Source organism: Mesorhizobium loti, from assembly GCF_003148495.1.
In the GTDB taxonomy this organism is placed as follows: domain Bacteria; phylum Pseudomonadota; class Alphaproteobacteria; order Rhizobiales; family Rhizobiaceae; genus Mesorhizobium; species Mesorhizobium loti.
The window spans coordinates 58,714-74,461 of sequence record NZ_QGGH01000007.1; the positions used below are offsets into that span (position 1 = coordinate 58,714).

Sequence of the window (15,748 nt, forward strand, 5' to 3'; positions counted from 1 at the left end):
GGGCGTGAACATTCGGTTCGACAAGCTCGGCGTGGTCATCGCCGCGATATCAGCCTATGCGGCTTTTGCCGCGCCCTTTGCCACGTTCCGCGCTAACCGCATCGTCCCCGGCCAGGCGCGCTCGATTCTCGAGGCGCTGCCGGCAACCATCGGGGCGCTGCTGCTCGCCATCATCGTCGTCGCCGCGCTCATTGCTCTGTTCAGGACGCCGCTTGTGCTGCGCCTCGCCGCCAGCGTGGTGGCGCTTGCCGCGCTCGCGCTGCTGGTTGGCGTCGCCGGCACATTTCTCACGCCGGCGGGCAACACCTTTGCGAGGGTTTCGCCGGCCTCAGGCTTCTGGATTCTCATCTTTGCCTTCACGCTTTTGCTGGCTGATGTGCTGACACGGCTGAACCTGTCGCCCTGGGGGCGGGTTGGTGTGCTGGTCGCGGCCAGCGCGGCGATCGGTCTTTTGCTGATTTCGGGAAGCTGGAACGACCTTTCCATCCTGAAGGAATACGCCAACCGCGCCGACAGTTTCTGGGCGGAAGGCTCCAAGCATGTGACGCTGGCGCTCGGTTCGCTGGCTGCTGCGGTGATCGTCGGCCTGCCGCTCGGCATCCTGTGCCATCGCGTCGAAAGGCTGCGCGCCGGCGTGCTCAACGTGCTCAACATCATCCAGACCATTCCCTCGATCGCGCTGTTCGGCCTGCTGATCGCGCCACTCGGCTGGGTCGCCACGCATGTGCCGGGGGCTGCCGCGCTCGGCATTCGTGGCGTCGGCACAGCACCCGCCTTCGTCGCACTGTTCCTCTATTCGCTGCTGCCGGTGGTGGCCAACACCGTGGTCGGTCTCGCCGGCGTGCCGCGGGCCGCCAACGACGCCGCGCGCGGCATGGGCATGACCGACAGGCAGCGCCTGTTCGGCGTCGAGTTTCCGCTGGCATTTCCTGTCATTCTCACCGGCATCCGCATCGTTTTGGTGCAGAACATCGGCCTTGCCACCATTGCCGCGCTGATCGGTGGCGGTGGTTTCGGCGTCTTCGTCTTCCAGGGCGTTGGCCAGACGGCGATGGACCTTGTGCTGCTCGGCGCCGTGCCAACGGTCGCGCTCGCCTTCGCCGCCGCCATCATCCTCGATGCGGTGATCGAAATGACTGCCACCAAGCGCAGGGTTGAAACGGCATGATCGAGATCGAAGGTATTACCAAGCGCTATGACGCGACAACAGTGGTCGATGACGTTTCGATGGTCATCGAGCCGCGCACGGTTTGCGTCATTGTCGGCACCTCCGGTTCCGGCAAGACTACGCTGCTGCGCATGATCAACCGGCTGGTCGAGCCGACCTCGGGCATCATCAAGCTCGACGGCGCCGACAATCGTTCGCTGCCGGGTTACGAGCTGCGCCGCAGCATCGGCTACGCCATCCAGGGCCACGGCCTGTTTCCGCATCGTACGGTGGCGCAGAACATTGCCACCGTGCCGGTGCTGCTCGGCTGGGACAAGGTCCGCATCAAGGCCCGGGTCGACGAGTTGATGACGCTCTATCAGCTCGATCCCGAAGCATTCGGTCCGCGCTACCCGCACGAACTGTCCGGCGGCCAGCAGCAGCGCGTCGGCGTTGCCCGCGCGCTCGCCGCCGAGCCCAACGTGCTGTTGATGGACGAACCGTTCGGCGCGTTGGACCCGATCATCCGCACCAAGGCGCAGGAGGATCTGCTGGCGATCCAGAAGCGCTTCGGCACCACCATCATCCTCGTCACCCACGACATGGAAGAGGCCGTGCATATGGGCGACAAGATCGCGGTCATGGATGCCGGCAAGCTCGTGCAATACGCCAGGCCCGCCGAGATCCTGGCGAAGCCGGCAAGCGCCTTCGTCGAGACGCTGGTCGGCGCCAGCGAGCGGCCGTTCCGGTTGCTGTCGCTCGGCCGGGTCCGCGATGCCGTGGAGAAGGGCTCCGCCGAAGGCGAGGCCATCCCCGGCGATGCCAGCCAGCGCGACGCGCTGGCCGAATTGTTGTGGTCGGGCCGGCCGGCGCTGCCCGTCAAAGGCGCCGACGGCAAGCCGCTTGGCCGCGTCACCGTCGACGGTCTGGTGAAACGCGCGGCGAGGCCGGCATGAAGGCCTGGCTTCCGTTGCTGCTCAGGCTAGCCTTGGTGGTGCTGCTCGTCGCCTTTGTCACCAATCCCGGCTGGTTCGAGCCGCTGCTGAAGCCGTTGACCGAGAACAATGCGCCGGTGATCTACAACCAGGGCAGCCTGCTGACGCTGACATTGCTGCATTTGCGCACGGTTCTGATCGCCACCGTGGCTGCAACCATCGTCGCGGTGGCGCTTGCCATCCTGGTCACCAGACCGGCCGGTGCCGAATTCCTGCCGCTGTCGCGCAGCCTGGTCAACATCGGCCAGACCTTTCCGCCGGTGGCGGTGCTGGCGCTCGCGGTGCCGGCCGTTGGCTTCGGCGAGAAGCCGACGCTGATCGCGCTGTTTCTCTACGGCCTGCTGCCTATCTTCGAGAATGCGCTGACCGGCCTGACGACGCTGCCGGCCAATGTGGTCGAGGCGGCGCGCGGTGCCGGCATGACCGGTTGGCAACGGCTCACCAAGGTCGAGCTGCCGCTCAGCGCCCCGATCATTCTCGGCGGCATCAGGCTGTCGGTGGTCATCAGCCTTGCCACCGCCACCATCGGCTCGACCGTGGCCGCAAAGACCCTGGGCGAAGTGATCATCGCCGGGCTGTTGTCCAACAACCTTGCTTTCATCCTGCAGGGCGGCCTGATCGTGGCAGCCCTTGCCGTGCTGATCTATGACGGTCTGTCGGCGATCGAGCGCTACACGGCGCGCCGTATGGGCAGAGAGGCGGCCTAGTTCGCGACCTCACCTGACGCTGATGCGCTATGACGCGCTACTCGCGGCAATGAAGGCGTCAACCGGGCCAAAGAACCTCGGCTGTTCTGCTATGATCTTCTCGTCGCTCCATTCCCACCAGCGGATAGCAAGCAATCTCGCAATCTGGTCGTCAGTAAACCTGTTACGGATGAACTTGGCAGGATTTCCGGCGACGATCGCGTAGGGAGCTACGTCCTTCGTTACGATCGAGCCGGCTCCAACAACGGCACCATCACCAATCGTTATTCCTGGCATGATGATTGCGCGTCGTCCGATCCATACATCGTTGCCGATTTCAGTCGGTCCGTTGACCACCAGATCACTATAGGCAACCATCGACTTTGTCATGAGAGCTCGGAATGGGAAAGTTGAGACAAACTGCGTCGGATGATTGGCGCGACAAAGGAATAGGACTTCCTCCGCTATTGAACAGAACGCTCCTATTCTTAGCGGCGAGGTTTCATCGCACCAATAGATATTGCTGGGCTTCACACTGTATGTCCTGCGGCCAACTGATGCATGCTGCGGCAGGACTTCCGGATTGGGAACTCGTCTAAGCCCAAGCTTGGTTCTAAGTTCTCTTGCAAATCCCATTTGTGCCTAAGCCATTTTGGTTAGAGGTTTGACTTCGTTCATGTGCTCAACGTTTCTATACTAGGCGGGTACGTCGCGGCACCTATTTGGCCCTGCACCGCCAACGGGAAACGCAACGGCACGGCGTCGACCTTCTTTGTCGCCAAGAAAGTTTCAATTTCGAAGATATCCGAAGACGCGAGTCGCCTCTGCCTGGATTCTGTCAGTGACCCGCTACTTTCTGTGGGCGACCGAGAGAATTGGATCAAGTTCGGAGGGCCGCTGCTCTCAGAAGCGAGCTGGGCCTGGGCGAAGAGCGCGGGCATCGGCTGATTGGTCGTGTTGCACCTGTTCTGACCTAACCAACGGACGAGCAGCTGGCTGCACTCAACGACTGAGCTTTCAGGGCCGCCACAAGCCCTTCAGTGCCGGGCATGGCCCGATCTGAATAAATTCAATCGGTTTGCAAGAAGGCATTGCGGCGAAAGCCGGGCAAAAACCGAACAATATCTTGACGTTCCGAGCCCCGTTTCGCATACACCGCTGCGAAGGGTTGGATTCCGTCTGAGGAATCCGGTCTCTGTCTCAACGGCCCAGGGAGGGGTTCTTTTGGGCCATCAATCGAGGAAAATCCGGCAATGACAATTATTTCCGCCGTCATCGCCTGCGGCCTGCTTTCAATCCTTTACGCCATCTGGGCGACACGTTCGGTCCTTGCGGCCGATCAGGGCAATGCACGCATGCAGGAAATCTCCGCGGCTATCCGCGAGGGCGCACAAGCCTATCTGGCGCGTCAGTACACCACCATCGCTATCGTTGGCGTCGTCGTCCTTGTGCTCGCCTGGTGGTTGCTGTCCATCACCGCCGCGATCGGCTTCCTGATCGGTGCGGTGCTTTCGGGCGCCGCCGGCTTCATCGGCATGCATGTCTCCGTTCGCGCCAACGTTCGCACGGCGCAGGCCGCATCGAACAGCCTCGCTGCCGGCCTCGACATCGCGTTCAAATCGGGCGCCATCACCGGCATGCTGGTTGCTGGCCTGGCCTTGCTCGGCGTATCGATCTACTACCTTGTCCTCACCCACTTCATGGGCCTTCAGCCCAATGACCGCATCGTCATCGACTCGCTGGTCTCGCTCGGCTTCGGCGCATCGCTGATCTCGATCTTCGCCCGTCTCGGCGGCGGTATCTTCACCAAGGGGGCGGATGTCGGCGGCGATCTCGTCGGCAAGGTCGAAGCCGGTATTCCCGAAGACGATCCGCGCAATCCGGCCACCATCGCCGACAATGTCGGCGACAATGTCGGCGACTGCGCCGGCATGGCCGCCGACCTGTTCGAGACCTATGCGGTGACCGTCGTCGCCACCATGGTTCTGGCTGCCATCTTCTTTGGCGGCACCCCTGTCCTGGGTGCGGCCATGCTTTATCCGCTCGCCATCTGCGGCGCTTGCATCCTGACCTCGATCGTCGGCACCTTCTTCGTCAAGCTCGGTTCCAACGGCTCGATCATGGGCGCACTCTACAAGGGCCTGATCGTCACCGGCCTGCTATCCATCGTCGGTCTTGGCGTCGCCACCTCGGTCACCCTGGGCTGGGGCGAGATCGGCACCGTTGCCGGCATGGCCATCACCGGCAAGAACCTGTTCATCTGCGGCCTCGTCGGCCTCGTGGTGACCGGTCTCATCGTCGTGATCACCGAATACTATACCGGCACCAACAAGCGCCCGGTCAACTCCATCGCCCAGGCGTCGGTCACCGGTCACGGCACCAACGTCATCCAGGGCCTTGCGGTCTCGCTGGAATCGACGGCGCTGCCGGCGATCGTCATCGTCGGCGGCATCATCTCGACTTATCAGCTCGCCGGTCTCTTCGGTACGGCGATCGCGGTCACCACGATGCTCGGCCTTGCCGGCATGATTGTTGCTCTCGACGCCTTCGGCCCGGTCACCGACAATGCCGGCGGCATTGCTGAAATGGCCGGCCTGCCCAAGGAAGTGCGCCAGTCCACCGACGCGCTCGACGCGGTCGGCAACACCACCAAGGCGGTGACCAAGGGCTACGCCATCGGTTCGGCCGGTCTCGGCGCGCTGGTGCTGTTTGCCGCCTACTCGAACGACCTGAAGTTCTTTGCCGCCAATGGCGACAAATATCCCTACTTCCAGGGTATGGGCGAGATCTCCTTCGATCTCTCCAACCCCTATGTCGTCGCCGGCCTGATCTTCGGCGGCCTGATCCCGTATCTGTTCGGCGGCATTGCCATGACGGCCGTCGGCCGCGCGGCGGGCGCCATCGTCGAGGAAGTGCGCAAGCAGTTCCGCGAGGATCCGGGCATCATGGCTGGCACCTCGAAGCCGAACTACGCACGCGCGGTCGACCTTCTGACCAAGGCAGCAATCCGCGAGATGATCATCCCGTCGCTGCTGCCGGTGCTGGCGCCGCTCGTCGTCTATTTCGGCGTGCTGCTGATCTCGGGCTCGAAGGCGTCCGCCTTTGCCGCCCTTGGTGCCTCGCTGCTCGGCGTCATCGTCAATGGCCTGTTCGTCGCTATCTCGATGACCTCTGGCGGCGGTGCCTGGGACAACGCCAAGAAGTCTTTCGAAGACGGCTTTGTCGACAAGGACGGCGTCAAGCATCTCAAGGGTTCCGAAGCGCACAAGGCTTCGGTGACCGGCGACACGGTCGGCGATCCCTACAAGGACACCGCTGGCCCGGCCGTCAACCCGGCGATCAAGATCACCAATATCGTGGCGCTCCTGCTACTGGCCGTGCTCGCGCACGGCTGAACAAGGCATCGGCTCGAAAGCAAAACCCGCGGGAGCGATCCCGCGGGTTTTTGTTTGGCTCGGATCAGGCACGGTGCCTCAGCCACCGTTCGGCTTGGCTCCATCGCTCTCGGCAAGCTTGCGGTAGCGGGCCAGCAAATCGTCCCCCCCTGGTTCTCGCGCGGGCATCGCCGGCAGGCCGCGTATCTCACGTAGCCTGGTGACGAAGGCGCCGCGCCCGTATTTGCGGCGAAACTCGACGGATCTCGGATGGATACCGCACGCGGCCCAAAGCCTGCGTTTCAGATAGCTGGATGTCTTCAGGCGAGAGGGGGCCGCCGCTGCGGCAAGAACTTTGACGCGCAGATCGTTCGGCATCAGCATGCCGCTGGCAAGTTCTTCCTGTTCCACCGCCGTGTCTTCGACGTAGCTGCCACTGCGCTGGCCGGAGAAGATACTGAGCACCGTCAGGTGTGGCATGGTCGCGATCGCGGCTCCCTTTCGCCAGGCCCGGAAGAGCCAGTCCTGCGAACTTTCGCAGGAGCATTCGCTGGCAGGGCGCCAGGGGCCGAGCCAGCCCAGCGATGCCCGCCTGGCCATCTGTGCCGATCCGTATCCGGCTGTGATGACGGGATCATAAAACCCGCCCTTGCCCATCCCGTAGATTGAGGTCTTGAGAGGATCGCCTTTCACCCGCGCAGGTTCGATGATGGCACCGCGAGCAATGATGATATCGGCGCCGGTCGCATCGATCCAGCCGGTCATCGCCGCGAGATGGTCCGGAAACCAGAGGTCGTCATGGTTGAGCAAGGCCACGAACCGGCCACGTGCCCTGGCAAAGCCGATATTGTTGGGGCCGGATTGCTCGCCGAAATTGACCGGCAGGTTGACATAGACGATGCGCGGATCGCCAAATTCGGCGATGACCGCCGCCGTGTCGGGGCGACAGGCATCGCCAATCACCAGAATTTCAAAGTCCTGCAGGGTCTGGCCCAGCACGCTGCGCAGCGCCTGTCGCAACGCGGCGGGGCGGTTATGGGTTGCGATCACCACCGAGACGAGCGGCGTGTTCTGCCCGGTTGCATCGGACTGGCCGGGTCGTTCCACGCTATACCAGCTTATAGGGGATGTGTTCCGTGTCCGGCGGCAGGCGCCAATGGTCCGGTGCGTCATACGCATAAGCCTTGTCGACGAGATTGAGCAGCAGGGCGATCTCCGGCCCGAGCGCCTTCACACCGTGCCACACGCCTGGCGGGATGACGACGATCGCCGGTCGCAATGCGCCGACGATCTTGTGCCAGACCGTGCCGAAGCTGGGCGAAGCCTTTCGGCCGTCATAGAGCGATATGCGCACACTGCCGACACAACAGAAAAGCCGATCCAGCGTCACCTTGTGTGCATGCCAGCCGGTCACCGCACCCGGATACATCGTGCGCTGGAAGACCTGGCCGACGGGCAATTGATCGAGATCCCACTCATCCCGGAACACCTCGGTCAGGTAGCCGTTGGACGTCGCGACCGGCCTGATTTCCTTGATCCTGACGCCGTCGATTGCCGGAGGATCGATGGCAAGCCAATCGGATGTGACGATCTGCCGGTCGGGCGTCCCCGTGGCCATCCAGCCGTCCGGTGCTGCGCGTTCGCCACTGTTCATTTTCAAACCCCAAAATCCCGGGGTTTGATACGGGCTTGCCCCATTGCTGGCAAGCCGGGCTTGCTTGGCCATAACAAAAACCCGCAGGATTGCTCCCGCGGGTTTTTGGTCGCCTGAGATGTTACTGCTTCCCGGAGGGGAACTTCAGAGTCTGGAGATCAGGGAGTGCCGCCGCCGGGGATGCCGGGCGCCAGCTTGCTGGCGCCGTTGATGATCTGGCTGAGGAAGTTCTGGTCCTTGCCGCCGGTCGGTGTGGTGCGTGAGACGAAGTCGAACATCTTGCCGTCCTTCAGCCCGTAATTGGCGATCTGGGTGACGCGGCCGTCGGCGCCGAAATAGACCGCCAGCACCTTCTGATCGATGAGCCTGGGCTTGTCGAAGGCGACGTAGCGCTTGCGCGTCTGCGAAATGTAATAGAAGGCCTCGTTGTCGAAGGTCGCCGTCGTCGACGGCGTGCCGAGCGCCAGCAACACCTGCTCGCGGCTGGAACCGACTGGTACCGAATCGATTGCCTGCTGGTCGATGACGTAACCCTGCGTCAGCGTCTCGCTGGGGCTGAGGTCACCGATCATCTTGTTGGTGTGGCAGGCGGACAGCGCCGAAACAATCACCAGCAGCGAGATTGCGCCAGCGGGCCTGGACGAGAAGGTCGACTTGAAATTCAGCGCGCGCAACAACAACTCCATTAGCTGGCCGCAACTTGCGCTGGGCCGCGAAACCGGTAAACCAGCTTGCTTGCCGATGCAACAAGGCCACTTCAACAAACGGTCCCCAGGAGACCATCCCCAATGTTCCAGCGCTTTTTTGGCCGCGAACGCCACGCCAACCGCGCTATCACCGAGGCGCTTTACGCACAAATCGTGGCGGCGGCGCGGCAGACCGTGTTTTATTCCCACTGGAATGTGCCAGACACGCCGCTCGGCCGTTTCGAGATGCTATCGTTGCACATGTTCCTGTTCCAGCATCGGTTGCGCGGTGAGAGCAGCGTGGCGCAAGAGGTCGCTCAGGTGCTGATCGACGAGTTCTTCCTCGACGTCGATCATTCACTGCGGGAGTTGGGCATTGGCGACGTTGGCGTGCCCAAACGCATGAAAAAGCTGGCAAAGATGTTTTATGGCCGAACCGCCGCCTATGACGATGCCCTGGAAAGAAACGACCGTGACGGGCTCACCGCAGCCCTTGCCCGCAATGTCCGGCCCGACGCCGGCGCCTGGCCGGAAGCATCGCTGCTGGCCGACTATGTCACCGACGCCTGCAACCAGCTGGCCGCGCAGACACCCGAATCGATTGTCTCCGGCACGCTGGCCTTTCCGTCGCCAAGGGAGGTGAACAATGAAGCACATTGACCCGCAAAGCCCGGTATCCTTCCGCGCTAACGTCACGCGCCTGCCGCAGAAAGGTCTGCCGGTGGTTATCGAGGCCGATTCCGCACAGCGTGCAGCGCTGGCCGAGGAGCATGGGCTGATTTCGGTCGAATCCTATCGCGCAGAGCTTCTGGTGGCGTCATGGAAGCGCAATGGCGTGAAGATCAGCGGTCGCATCGAAGCCGACATCACCCAGGCTTGCATCGTCACGCTCGAGCCTGTCGAAGCGCATATCGACGAACCGGTCGAAGCTCTGTTGCTACCTGAAGACTCCAAGCTTGGACGGCAGGGTTTCGACGGCGGCGGCGAGATCCTGCTCGACGCGGAAGGCCCTGACAGTCCCGAAACATTTTCCGGGGACACGATCGATGTCGGGGCACTTGCCGAACAGTACTTCGGACTGGCCATCGACCCTTATCCGCGCAAGCAGGGCGCGTCGCTGAATGCCGGCAGCGAGACCGAACCGGCGGAGAATGAATTTCAGCAAAAACTGCGATCCTTGCTGGGAAAATCCTGAAAACCTCGCCCGCGACGGAAAAGTCGGTTGTGCAGCAGCCCAAAACCGTTATTTTCGCCGAACCTTCGCGAGCGCTAAAGCGATCTGCCGCCTAACCGTGAGATAAATACCGCGTGATCAGGATTTCCATCGATGCCATGGGCGGCGATCACGGACCAGCCGTGGTTATTCCGGCGCTCATGACGGTCGCGACCCGCCGTCCCGACATCCGCTTCGTCATCTACGGGCGTGAGGAGGTCGTGCGCCCGGAACTCGCCAAGTTTCCCAAGCTCGCCGAGGTCAGCGAATTCTTCCATTGCGAAATAGCGGTCAGGATGGACGACAAGCCGAGCCAGGCGCTGCGCCACGGCCGCTGGAAGTCGTCGATGTGGAAGGCCGTCGAAGCGGTCAAGGCCGGCACGGCGGACGCCTGCATCTCGGCCGGCAACACCGGCGCGCTGATGGCGATGTCGAAATTCTGCCTGCGCACCATGGCCACCATCGAACGCCCGGCGATCGCAGCACTTTGGCCGACATTGCGCGGCGAAAGCGTGGTGCTGGACGTCGGCGCCACCATCGGCGCCGATGCGCACCAGCTGATCGACTTTGCCATTCTCGGCACCGGCATGGCGCGCTCGGTCTTCGGCATTGCCCGGCCCAGCGTCGGTCTGCTCAATGTCGGGGTTGAGGAGATCAAGGGCCAGGAAGAGGTCAAGGAGGCCGGGCGCATGCTGCGCGAAGCCAATATGGCCTCGATGAACTATCATGGTTTTGTCGAGGGCGACGACATCGGCAAGGGTGCGGTCGATGTGGTTGTCACCGAAGGATTTGCCGGCAACATCGCGCTGAAGACGGCCGAAGGTACGGTAAGGCAGGTCAGCGGCTATCTGCGCGCGGCAATGAGCCGGACGTTGATGGCCAGGATCGGCTATCTCTTTGCCAAGGGCGCCTTTGATCGCTTGCGCGAGAAGCTGGACCCCGGCCGCTCCAATGGCGGCGTCTTCCTGGGGCTGAACGGCATCGTGGTAAAGAGCCATGGTGGTGCAGATTCGGACGGTTTCGCCGCAGCGATCGAGCTTGGCTATGACATGGTACGCAACAATCTGCTCGACCGCATCGAGGCCGACCTGGACCTGTTCCATGCGCGCAACCCGCATGCCCTGACATCTAGGAAATCCGACGTCGTTACCGACGCAAAGGAATAGGAAAGAACTTTGATCAGATCAGTCGTGCGCGGCACGGGCGCCGCGCTGCCCCGCCGAATCATGAAGAATGCCGATTTCGAAGGCATGGTCGAAACCTCCGACGAGTGGATCGCCCAGCGCACCGGTATTCGCCAGCGCCATATCGCAGGTGATGACGAGACGACGGCTTCGCTGGGAGAAGCGGCGGCGCGTGCCGCACTTGCCAATGCGGGTCTTACGCCCGCCGACATCGATCTGATCGTGCTGGCGACCTCGACGCCCAACAACACATTTCCGGCCACCGCTGTCGAGATACAGAACCGGCTTGGCATGCATCACGGCTTTGCCTTCGACATGCAGGCGGTCTGCTCCGGCTTCGTCTATGCGGTAGCCACCGCCGATCTCTACATCCGTGGCGGCCAGGCCAAGCGCGTCCTGGTGATCGGCTCGGAAACATTCTCGCGCATTCTCGACTGGAGCGACCGCTCGACCTGCGTGCTGTTCGGCGACGGTGCCGGTGCCTTGATCCTGGAAGCGGGCGATGGCGCGGGCACGATCGCCGACCATGGCGTCCTGGCGGCCAGCCTGCGCTCCGACGGAACCCACAAGGACAAGCTTTTTGTCGACGGCGGGCCGTCGACCACGGGCACGGTCGGCCACCTCCGGATGGAGGGCCGCGAAGTCTTCAAGCATGCGGTCGGCATGATCACCGACGTCATCGAGGCGACGTTCTCGCAGGCCGGTATATCAGCCGGCGATCTCGACTGGTTCGTACCGCACCAGGCCAATAAACGAATTATTGACGCTTCCGCCAAGAAGCTCGGGATAGCCGAGCAAAAGGTGGTGGTTACGGTCGATTTGCACGGTAACACCTCGGCAGCTTCCGTGCCGTTGGCGCTTTCGGTGGCCGTCGCCGACGGCCGCATCAAGAAGGGCGATCTCGTCCTCCTGGAAGCGATGGGTGGCGGCTTCACCTGGGGCGCTGTTCTGGTTCGCTGGTAAGTGCCGAACGGTCCGGTTTCGGTCCTTGACCTTGCCGGATCAATTACTTAGGCTCTGCCGTTGTTGTGCCGAATTTTATGTTTTGAGCTGATGGGACGGTCGCATGGGGGGAAAGACACTTACGCGCGCCGACCTTGCCGAGGCAGTTTACCGGAAGGTCGGCTTGTCGCGCACTGAATCGGCCGAACTCGTCGAAGCGGTGCTGGACGAAATCTGCGAAGCGATCGTCCGCGGCGAGACAGTGAAGCTGTCGTCCTTCGCTACATTCCACGTCCGCTCCAAGAACGAGCGCATCGGCCGCAATCCCAAGACCGGCGAAGAAGTGCCGATCCTGCCGCGCCGGGTGATGACCTTCAAGTCGTCGAACGTGCTGAAGAGCCGTATCCTGCGCTCCCACCAAAGCGGCAAGGTCAAAAGCGGCAAGTAGCCCACTGCGCGGTTGAAAACCGCCGCCGCCATGACGCCGGGCTTGAATATTGCTTCATAAACCGCTGAAATAAGACCCGATTCGGCAGGGTAAGCCGGATCGTCGTCCAGCGTGAGGATTCGCCCATGGACAAGAGCCCCGACGCCTTTCGTACCATCAGCGAGGTCGCCGAAGATCTCGATCTGCCGCAGCATGTGCTGCGCTTCTGGGAAACGCGTTTCAACCAGATCAAGCCGATGAAGCGCGGCGGCGGTCGTCGTTACTACCGGCCGCAGGATGTCGAACTGATCAAGGGCATTCGCCACATGCTCTACGACCAGGGCTACACCATCAAGGGCGTGCAGAAACTGTTGCGCGAGAATGGCAATCATTTCCTGGTCGCCATCGGCAATGGTGACATGGCCGCCGTCGAGGCGATCTCGCAGCGCAGGCAGGCCGATCAGGTGCCGCTGACGCCTGCAGCCCAGCCGCGCGGCATGGATGACGAACTGGTTGGCCAGCCGCGGGTCAAGCCCAGCCGCCGCTTTTTCGGCCTGGGCAAGAGCGACGAGGACGGTCCGGTGCAGCCGGACGCGTCGAAGCTCTCGCGCGACAATCGGGCCTTGCTACAGGAGGCGCTGTTCGACCTCCTGGAATGCAAGCGCCTGCTTGACCAGGTGCGCTAAAGCAATTCCAGGAAAAGTGTGACACGGTTTTCCCGGAAAAGCGCATGGCGCTTTCCCTTGGGAATTGCGTGAAAACAAAGAGATAGAGCAGCCCGAAGCGACATCGATATCTCGAAAACCGGAACCCGTCTTCCGGTGAGGCGTTTCGTTTCCTTCTGCAAGTGAAGGAAACACATCATGGCATCATTTTCGACCCTCTCGGACATCGACCTCGACAAGCAGGTCGCGGCTCTCACCAAGGAATTGGCCAGCTTGAGGAGGGCTGTGGCGAGGCGCGGCGGCGCCTATTACGAGGACGGTCGCGATGCCGCGCTCGACACCTATTCCGATCTTGCCGGGCGTCTGCGCGATGCCATGCCGGCAATCCGCAAACAGGGCAGGGTGATCGAGAAGTCGGCCCGCGACCATCCGGCGGCGGCCGCCGCGGTCGGCCTTGTGGTGCTCGGGCTTGTTGCCAGCCTGCTGCTCAGCCGGCGCTGAGCTGCGACCCTTGGTATCCTCTCCGGAACAATGACGAACAAAAATAGCGGCCGCCCTTCGGAGCGGTCGCCGTCGTTTTTTATCGGGTCCTGCCTAAATCTTAGGCTTTGCCAGAGGACCATGATTGGAAGCTCAGACAGTCCCTGTTGGGAACGACATGCCGGCCAGTCTGTGCGCGAAGCCGGACGCCTCGTGCGCATTGATGTCGGCGGCGCGGATCAGATTGTCGAAGTGCTGGATCAGTGTCTGGATCGGCTGGGTGGCGTTGAGCACCAGATACATGTCGCCGACATAGATGGCGGCACGATAGGGGCCGAAGATGGTGTAGGGGATCGAATAGCGCATCCGCCCATCATAGAGAAATAGCCGGAAGGTCGGGTAGAGGTCGTCGAGCAGCGTCGCCATATGCAGCAACTGGGCGCGCCGGTCGGCTTCCGGGAAACGATCCCAGACACCCAGGCCGCGGGCAAAGATCTCCAGCGTGTGGCGCGGCATGCAGACTTCCATGTCGGTTTCCGGCCGCCTGTTATAGTCGATGCGGTATTGGGTTTCTCCGGCCTGGGCGAGGCGGCTCTTGTTGGCGATGCCCGCCTCGTAGTCGACCAGCGCTTCGGTGCGCAGAAGATCGGGAATGCCGGCTGGAACGTAGCGGATCTTGGTGCCGGCCGCCTCGGCATGCCATTTGGCCAGCAGCGTGCGGTCGAAACCGTCGGGCGCTTCCTCGATCTCCAGGCTCTCGCGGATTTCGCCCGTGAGGCCCTCGTCCTGGCTGAGGCCGAGAAGCCAGTCCAGTGACACCTTGAACTCGGCGGCGATGTTGAGCAGCGTTTCGGCGCGGGGCAGGCGGGTCGAGGCGCCCGACAGCAGCTGCGACAGCGCCGAGCGGTCGATGCCAACCGCGGTCGCGAAGGCCGACTGGTTGAGGTCGGAGCGTGTCAAGAGCATTTTCAGGCGTTCGCGGAAGATCGTCGACAGGTCGCGCTTGTCCATGTCCGTGCTCCAAGCCGATTGAGGAAAAATTTGCGCCGAACCGCTTCCAAGCGCATCTCAGGCGTAAATGAATCCCTAAGTCTGTTTACAATGTATAACATGTGCGGTTAAAAATGCGCAATCGCAACAGTTTGTGCACTTTGTCTCGTTGAGTGGAATCATTTCTCCTGACACAATGCTGTCAGGAACCAATTGGGGTTCCGGCGACTGAGGGACAGTGGTCGATAGCATGACGAGCAAGAGCATCAGGCGACACAGCGTACCGGCCATCGAGTGGCCGACCGTGGTACTCGCCTTCTTCTGTTACGCAACATGGCTCGCCACCGGTTTCCTGCTCTGGCCATCCTACCCCGTCCTGGCGCTCGCCGTCCTGGCTTTCACCGCCGCACTGCAATCTTCGATCATGCACGAAGTGCTGCACGGTCATCCGACGCGCAACGCGCGGGTCAACGAAGCCTTTGTGTTTCTGCCGATCGGTCTGGTCTGGCCATTCCGCCGCTTCAAGACCATTCATCTGCGCCATCACGCCGACGAGCGGCTGACCGATCCACTGGACGATCCCGAGAGCTATTATCAAGCACTCTGGCAGCATGACGAGCTGCCGCCGACGATGAAATTCCTGCTCAAGATCAACAACACCATGGCCGGCCGTTTCGTGCTCGGCCCCTGGCTGTCCTGCGTCGGCTTCTTCATCGACGACGCCAAGCAGATGATTGCGGGCGACAAGGCGATCCGCAAGGCCTGGCTGCTGCATGCGATCGGCCTGGCTGTCGTGCTGCCGATCGTCCAGTTCGGCTTCGGCATCCCGCTGTGGCTTTACATTCTGGTCCCGGTCTGGCTCGGCCAGTCGCTGATCTCGATCCGTACGTTCGCCGAGCATCAATGGTCGGAACATCCGGAAGGCCGCACGGTGATCGTCGAGCGCTCGCCGCTGTCGTTCCTGTTCCTCAACAACAATCTGCACTTCGTCCACCACAAGACCCCGACCGTGGCCTGGTACAAGCTGCCCAAGCTGTTTCGTGACCGCCGTGAGGAATGGCTGCGGATGAACAATGGCTATGCCTATCCGAACTATTTCGCGCTGATAAAAGCCTATGCCTTCAAGGCGAAAGAGCCGATCGTGCACCCGGTGCTGCGACGTGCGCCTGAGCCGGGCAGGGCCTTCAAGCCGCGCATCAGGGCGCGCAGCATCAGCGGGCTGGGCAGTGCGCCGGTTCCCGCCGAGCCGCCAAAGGAATAATTCCGGCCTATCCGGGGATCCGTGTCGGCCAATTCTGATTGGAC

The 15,748-nt window shown here is 62.2% G+C and carries 17 protein-coding genes; 12 read left to right on the forward strand and 5 right to left on the reverse strand.

Going from position 1 to position 15,748, the window contains the following annotated elements; translation table 11 throughout:
• The first annotated feature begins 4 nt into the window (after positions 1–4).
• Genes C8D77_RS23850 through C8D77_RS23860 form a run of 3 tightly spaced genes read left to right on the forward strand, consistent with a single transcriptional unit; the run spans position 5 to position 2,849 of the window.
• Positions 5–1,168 carry an ABC transporter permease gene (locus C8D77_RS23850; protein ID WP_109668617.1) on the forward strand — a complete coding sequence of 388 codons (1,164 nt, stop codon included), beginning with the start codon at positions 5–7 and terminating at the stop codon, positions 1,166–1,168.
• Positions 1,165–2,103, forward strand: coding sequence for an ABC transporter ATP-binding protein (locus C8D77_RS23855; protein WP_109668619.1), 939 nt, complete (start codon positions 1,165–1,167; stop codon positions 2,101–2,103). The genes C8D77_RS23850 and C8D77_RS23855 overlap by 4 nt, the downstream gene beginning before the upstream one ends.
• Complete coding sequence (locus tag C8D77_RS23860) at positions 2,100–2,849, forward strand: ABC transporter permease (RefSeq protein WP_109668621.1); 750 nt, start codon at positions 2,100–2,102, stop codon at positions 2,847–2,849. Before C8D77_RS23855 ends, C8D77_RS23860 begins: the two co-directional genes overlap by 4 nt.
• A 27-nt stretch (positions 2,850–2,876) precedes the next feature.
• On the opposite strand, the gene C8D77_RS38085 is transcribed toward C8D77_RS23860, so the two are convergent.
• On the reverse strand, positions 2,877–3,218 hold the full coding sequence (locus C8D77_RS38085; protein ID WP_109668623.1) for a CatB-related O-acetyltransferase: 342 nt from the start codon (positions 3,216–3,218) through the stop codon (positions 2,877–2,879).
• A gap of 863 nt (positions 3,219–4,081) precedes the next feature.
• Here C8D77_RS38085 and C8D77_RS23875 point away from each other — a divergent pair.
• Positions 4,082–6,223: a sodium-translocating pyrophosphatase gene (locus C8D77_RS23875; protein WP_109668627.1), complete on the forward strand. Its 2,142-nt coding sequence runs from the start codon at positions 4,082–4,084 to the stop codon at positions 6,221–6,223.
• 78 nt (positions 6,224–6,301) lie between these two features.
• Here the strand turns inward: C8D77_RS23875 and C8D77_RS23880 are convergent, their stop codons facing one another.
• From C8D77_RS23880 to C8D77_RS23890, 3 genes are all read right to left on the reverse strand, one after another.
• The gene (locus C8D77_RS23880; RefSeq protein ID WP_245951862.1) at positions 6,302–7,309 is read right to left on the reverse strand and encodes a glycosyltransferase family 2 protein; all 1,008 of its coding nucleotides are present in this window, start codon (positions 7,307–7,309) and stop codon (positions 6,302–6,304) included.
• 1 nt (position 7,310) lies between these two features.
• Positions 7,311–7,856, reverse strand: a complete 546-nt coding sequence (locus C8D77_RS23885; protein ID WP_164757600.1) for a dTDP-4-dehydrorhamnose 3,5-epimerase family protein — start codon at positions 7,854–7,856, stop codon at positions 7,311–7,313.
• Between the two features lie 158 nt (positions 7,857–8,014).
• On the reverse strand, positions 8,015–8,530 hold the full coding sequence (locus C8D77_RS23890; protein ID WP_109668931.1) for an outer membrane protein assembly factor BamE: 516 nt from the start codon (positions 8,528–8,530) through the stop codon (positions 8,015–8,017).
• Positions 8,531–8,644: 114 nt separating this feature from the next.
• Between C8D77_RS23890 and C8D77_RS23895 the strand changes: the two genes are divergently transcribed.
• The 7 genes from C8D77_RS23895 (at position 8,645) to C8D77_RS23925 (ending at position 13,474) form a co-directional block, all read left to right on the forward strand.
• The gene (locus tag C8D77_RS23895; protein ID WP_109668631.1) at positions 8,645–9,202 is read left to right on the forward strand and encodes a ubiquinol-cytochrome C chaperone family protein; all 558 of its coding nucleotides are present in this window, start codon (positions 8,645–8,647) and stop codon (positions 9,200–9,202) included.
• Entirely contained in the window at positions 9,189–9,737 is a 549-nt protein-coding gene (locus C8D77_RS23900; protein ID WP_109668633.1) for a YceD family protein, read from the forward strand. The genes C8D77_RS23895 and C8D77_RS23900 overlap by 14 nt, the downstream gene beginning before the upstream one ends.
• Before the next feature lie 113 nt (positions 9,738–9,850).
• Complete coding sequence (plsX, locus tag C8D77_RS23905; RefSeq protein ID WP_109668635.1) at positions 9,851–10,921, forward strand: phosphate acyltransferase PlsX; 1,071 nt, start codon at positions 9,851–9,853, stop codon at positions 10,919–10,921.
• Between the two features lie 9 nt (positions 10,922–10,930).
• A complete protein-coding gene (locus tag C8D77_RS23910; RefSeq protein ID WP_109668638.1) occupies positions 10,931–11,902 on the forward strand; it encodes a beta-ketoacyl-ACP synthase III in 972 nt (323 codons plus the stop codon).
• 103 nt (positions 11,903–12,005) lie between these two features.
• The gene (locus tag C8D77_RS23915; protein WP_109668640.1) at positions 12,006–12,329 is read left to right on the forward strand and encodes an integration host factor subunit alpha; all 324 of its coding nucleotides are present in this window, start codon (positions 12,006–12,008) and stop codon (positions 12,327–12,329) included.
• 125 nt (positions 12,330–12,454) lie between these two features.
• The gene (locus C8D77_RS23920; protein ID WP_023810244.1) at positions 12,455–12,994 is read left to right on the forward strand and encodes a MerR family transcriptional regulator; all 540 of its coding nucleotides are present in this window, start codon (positions 12,455–12,457) and stop codon (positions 12,992–12,994) included.
• 177 nt (positions 12,995–13,171) lie between these two features.
• Positions 13,172–13,474: a hypothetical protein gene (locus tag C8D77_RS23925; protein WP_109668642.1), complete on the forward strand. Its 303-nt coding sequence runs from the start codon at positions 13,172–13,174 to the stop codon at positions 13,472–13,474.
• A 132-nt stretch (positions 13,475–13,606) separates the two neighbouring features.
• On the opposite strand, the gene C8D77_RS23930 is transcribed toward C8D77_RS23925, so the two are convergent.
• A complete protein-coding gene (locus C8D77_RS23930) occupies positions 13,607–14,464 on the reverse strand; it encodes a helix-turn-helix domain-containing protein (RefSeq protein WP_013531192.1) in 858 nt (285 codons plus the stop codon).
• Between the two features lie 229 nt (positions 14,465–14,693).
• On the opposite strand from C8D77_RS23930, the gene C8D77_RS23935 reads away from it, so the two are divergent.
• On the forward strand, positions 14,694–15,704 hold the full coding sequence (locus C8D77_RS23935; RefSeq protein WP_164757599.1) for a fatty acid desaturase: 1,011 nt from the start codon (positions 14,694–14,696) through the stop codon (positions 15,702–15,704).
• The last annotated feature ends 44 nt before the right edge of the window (positions 15,705–15,748 follow it).

Bases quoted from the DNA above. Each gene is read 5' to 3' on its own strand.
- C8D77_RS38085 (WP_109668623.1), bottom strand. From the start codon at position 3,218: ATGACAAAGTCGATGGTTGCCTATAGTGATCTGGTGGTCAACGGACCG.
- C8D77_RS23900 (WP_109668633.1), top strand. From the start codon at position 9,189: ATGAAGCACATTGACCCGCAAAGCCCGGTATCCTTCCGCGCTAACGTC.
- C8D77_RS23925 (WP_109668642.1), top strand. From the start codon at position 13,172: ATGGCATCATTTTCGACCCTCTCGGACATCGACCTCGACAAGCAGGTC.
- C8D77_RS23860 (WP_109668621.1), top strand. From the start codon at position 2,100: ATGAAGGCCTGGCTTCCGTTGCTGCTCAGGCTAGCCTTGGTGGTGCTG.
- C8D77_RS23875 (WP_109668627.1), top strand. From the start codon at position 4,082: ATGACAATTATTTCCGCCGTCATCGCCTGCGGCCTGCTTTCAATCCTT.
- C8D77_RS23885 (WP_164757600.1), bottom strand. From the start codon at position 7,856: ATGAACAGTGGCGAACGCGCAGCACCGGACGGCTGGATGGCCACGGGG.
- C8D77_RS23915 (WP_109668640.1), top strand. From the start codon at position 12,006: ATGGGGGGAAAGACACTTACGCGCGCCGACCTTGCCGAGGCAGTTTAC.
- C8D77_RS23855 (WP_109668619.1), top strand. From the start codon at position 1,165: ATGATCGAGATCGAAGGTATTACCAAGCGCTATGACGCGACAACAGTG.
- C8D77_RS23895 (WP_109668631.1), top strand. From the start codon at position 8,645: ATGTTCCAGCGCTTTTTTGGCCGCGAACGCCACGCCAACCGCGCTATC.
- C8D77_RS23930 (WP_013531192.1), bottom strand. From the start codon at position 14,464: ATGGACAAGCGCGACCTGTCGACGATCTTCCGCGAACGCCTGAAAATG.
- C8D77_RS23920 (WP_023810244.1), top strand. From the start codon at position 12,455: ATGGACAAGAGCCCCGACGCCTTTCGTACCATCAGCGAGGTCGCCGAA.
- C8D77_RS23935 (WP_164757599.1), top strand. From the start codon at position 14,694: ATGACGAGCAAGAGCATCAGGCGACACAGCGTACCGGCCATCGAGTGG.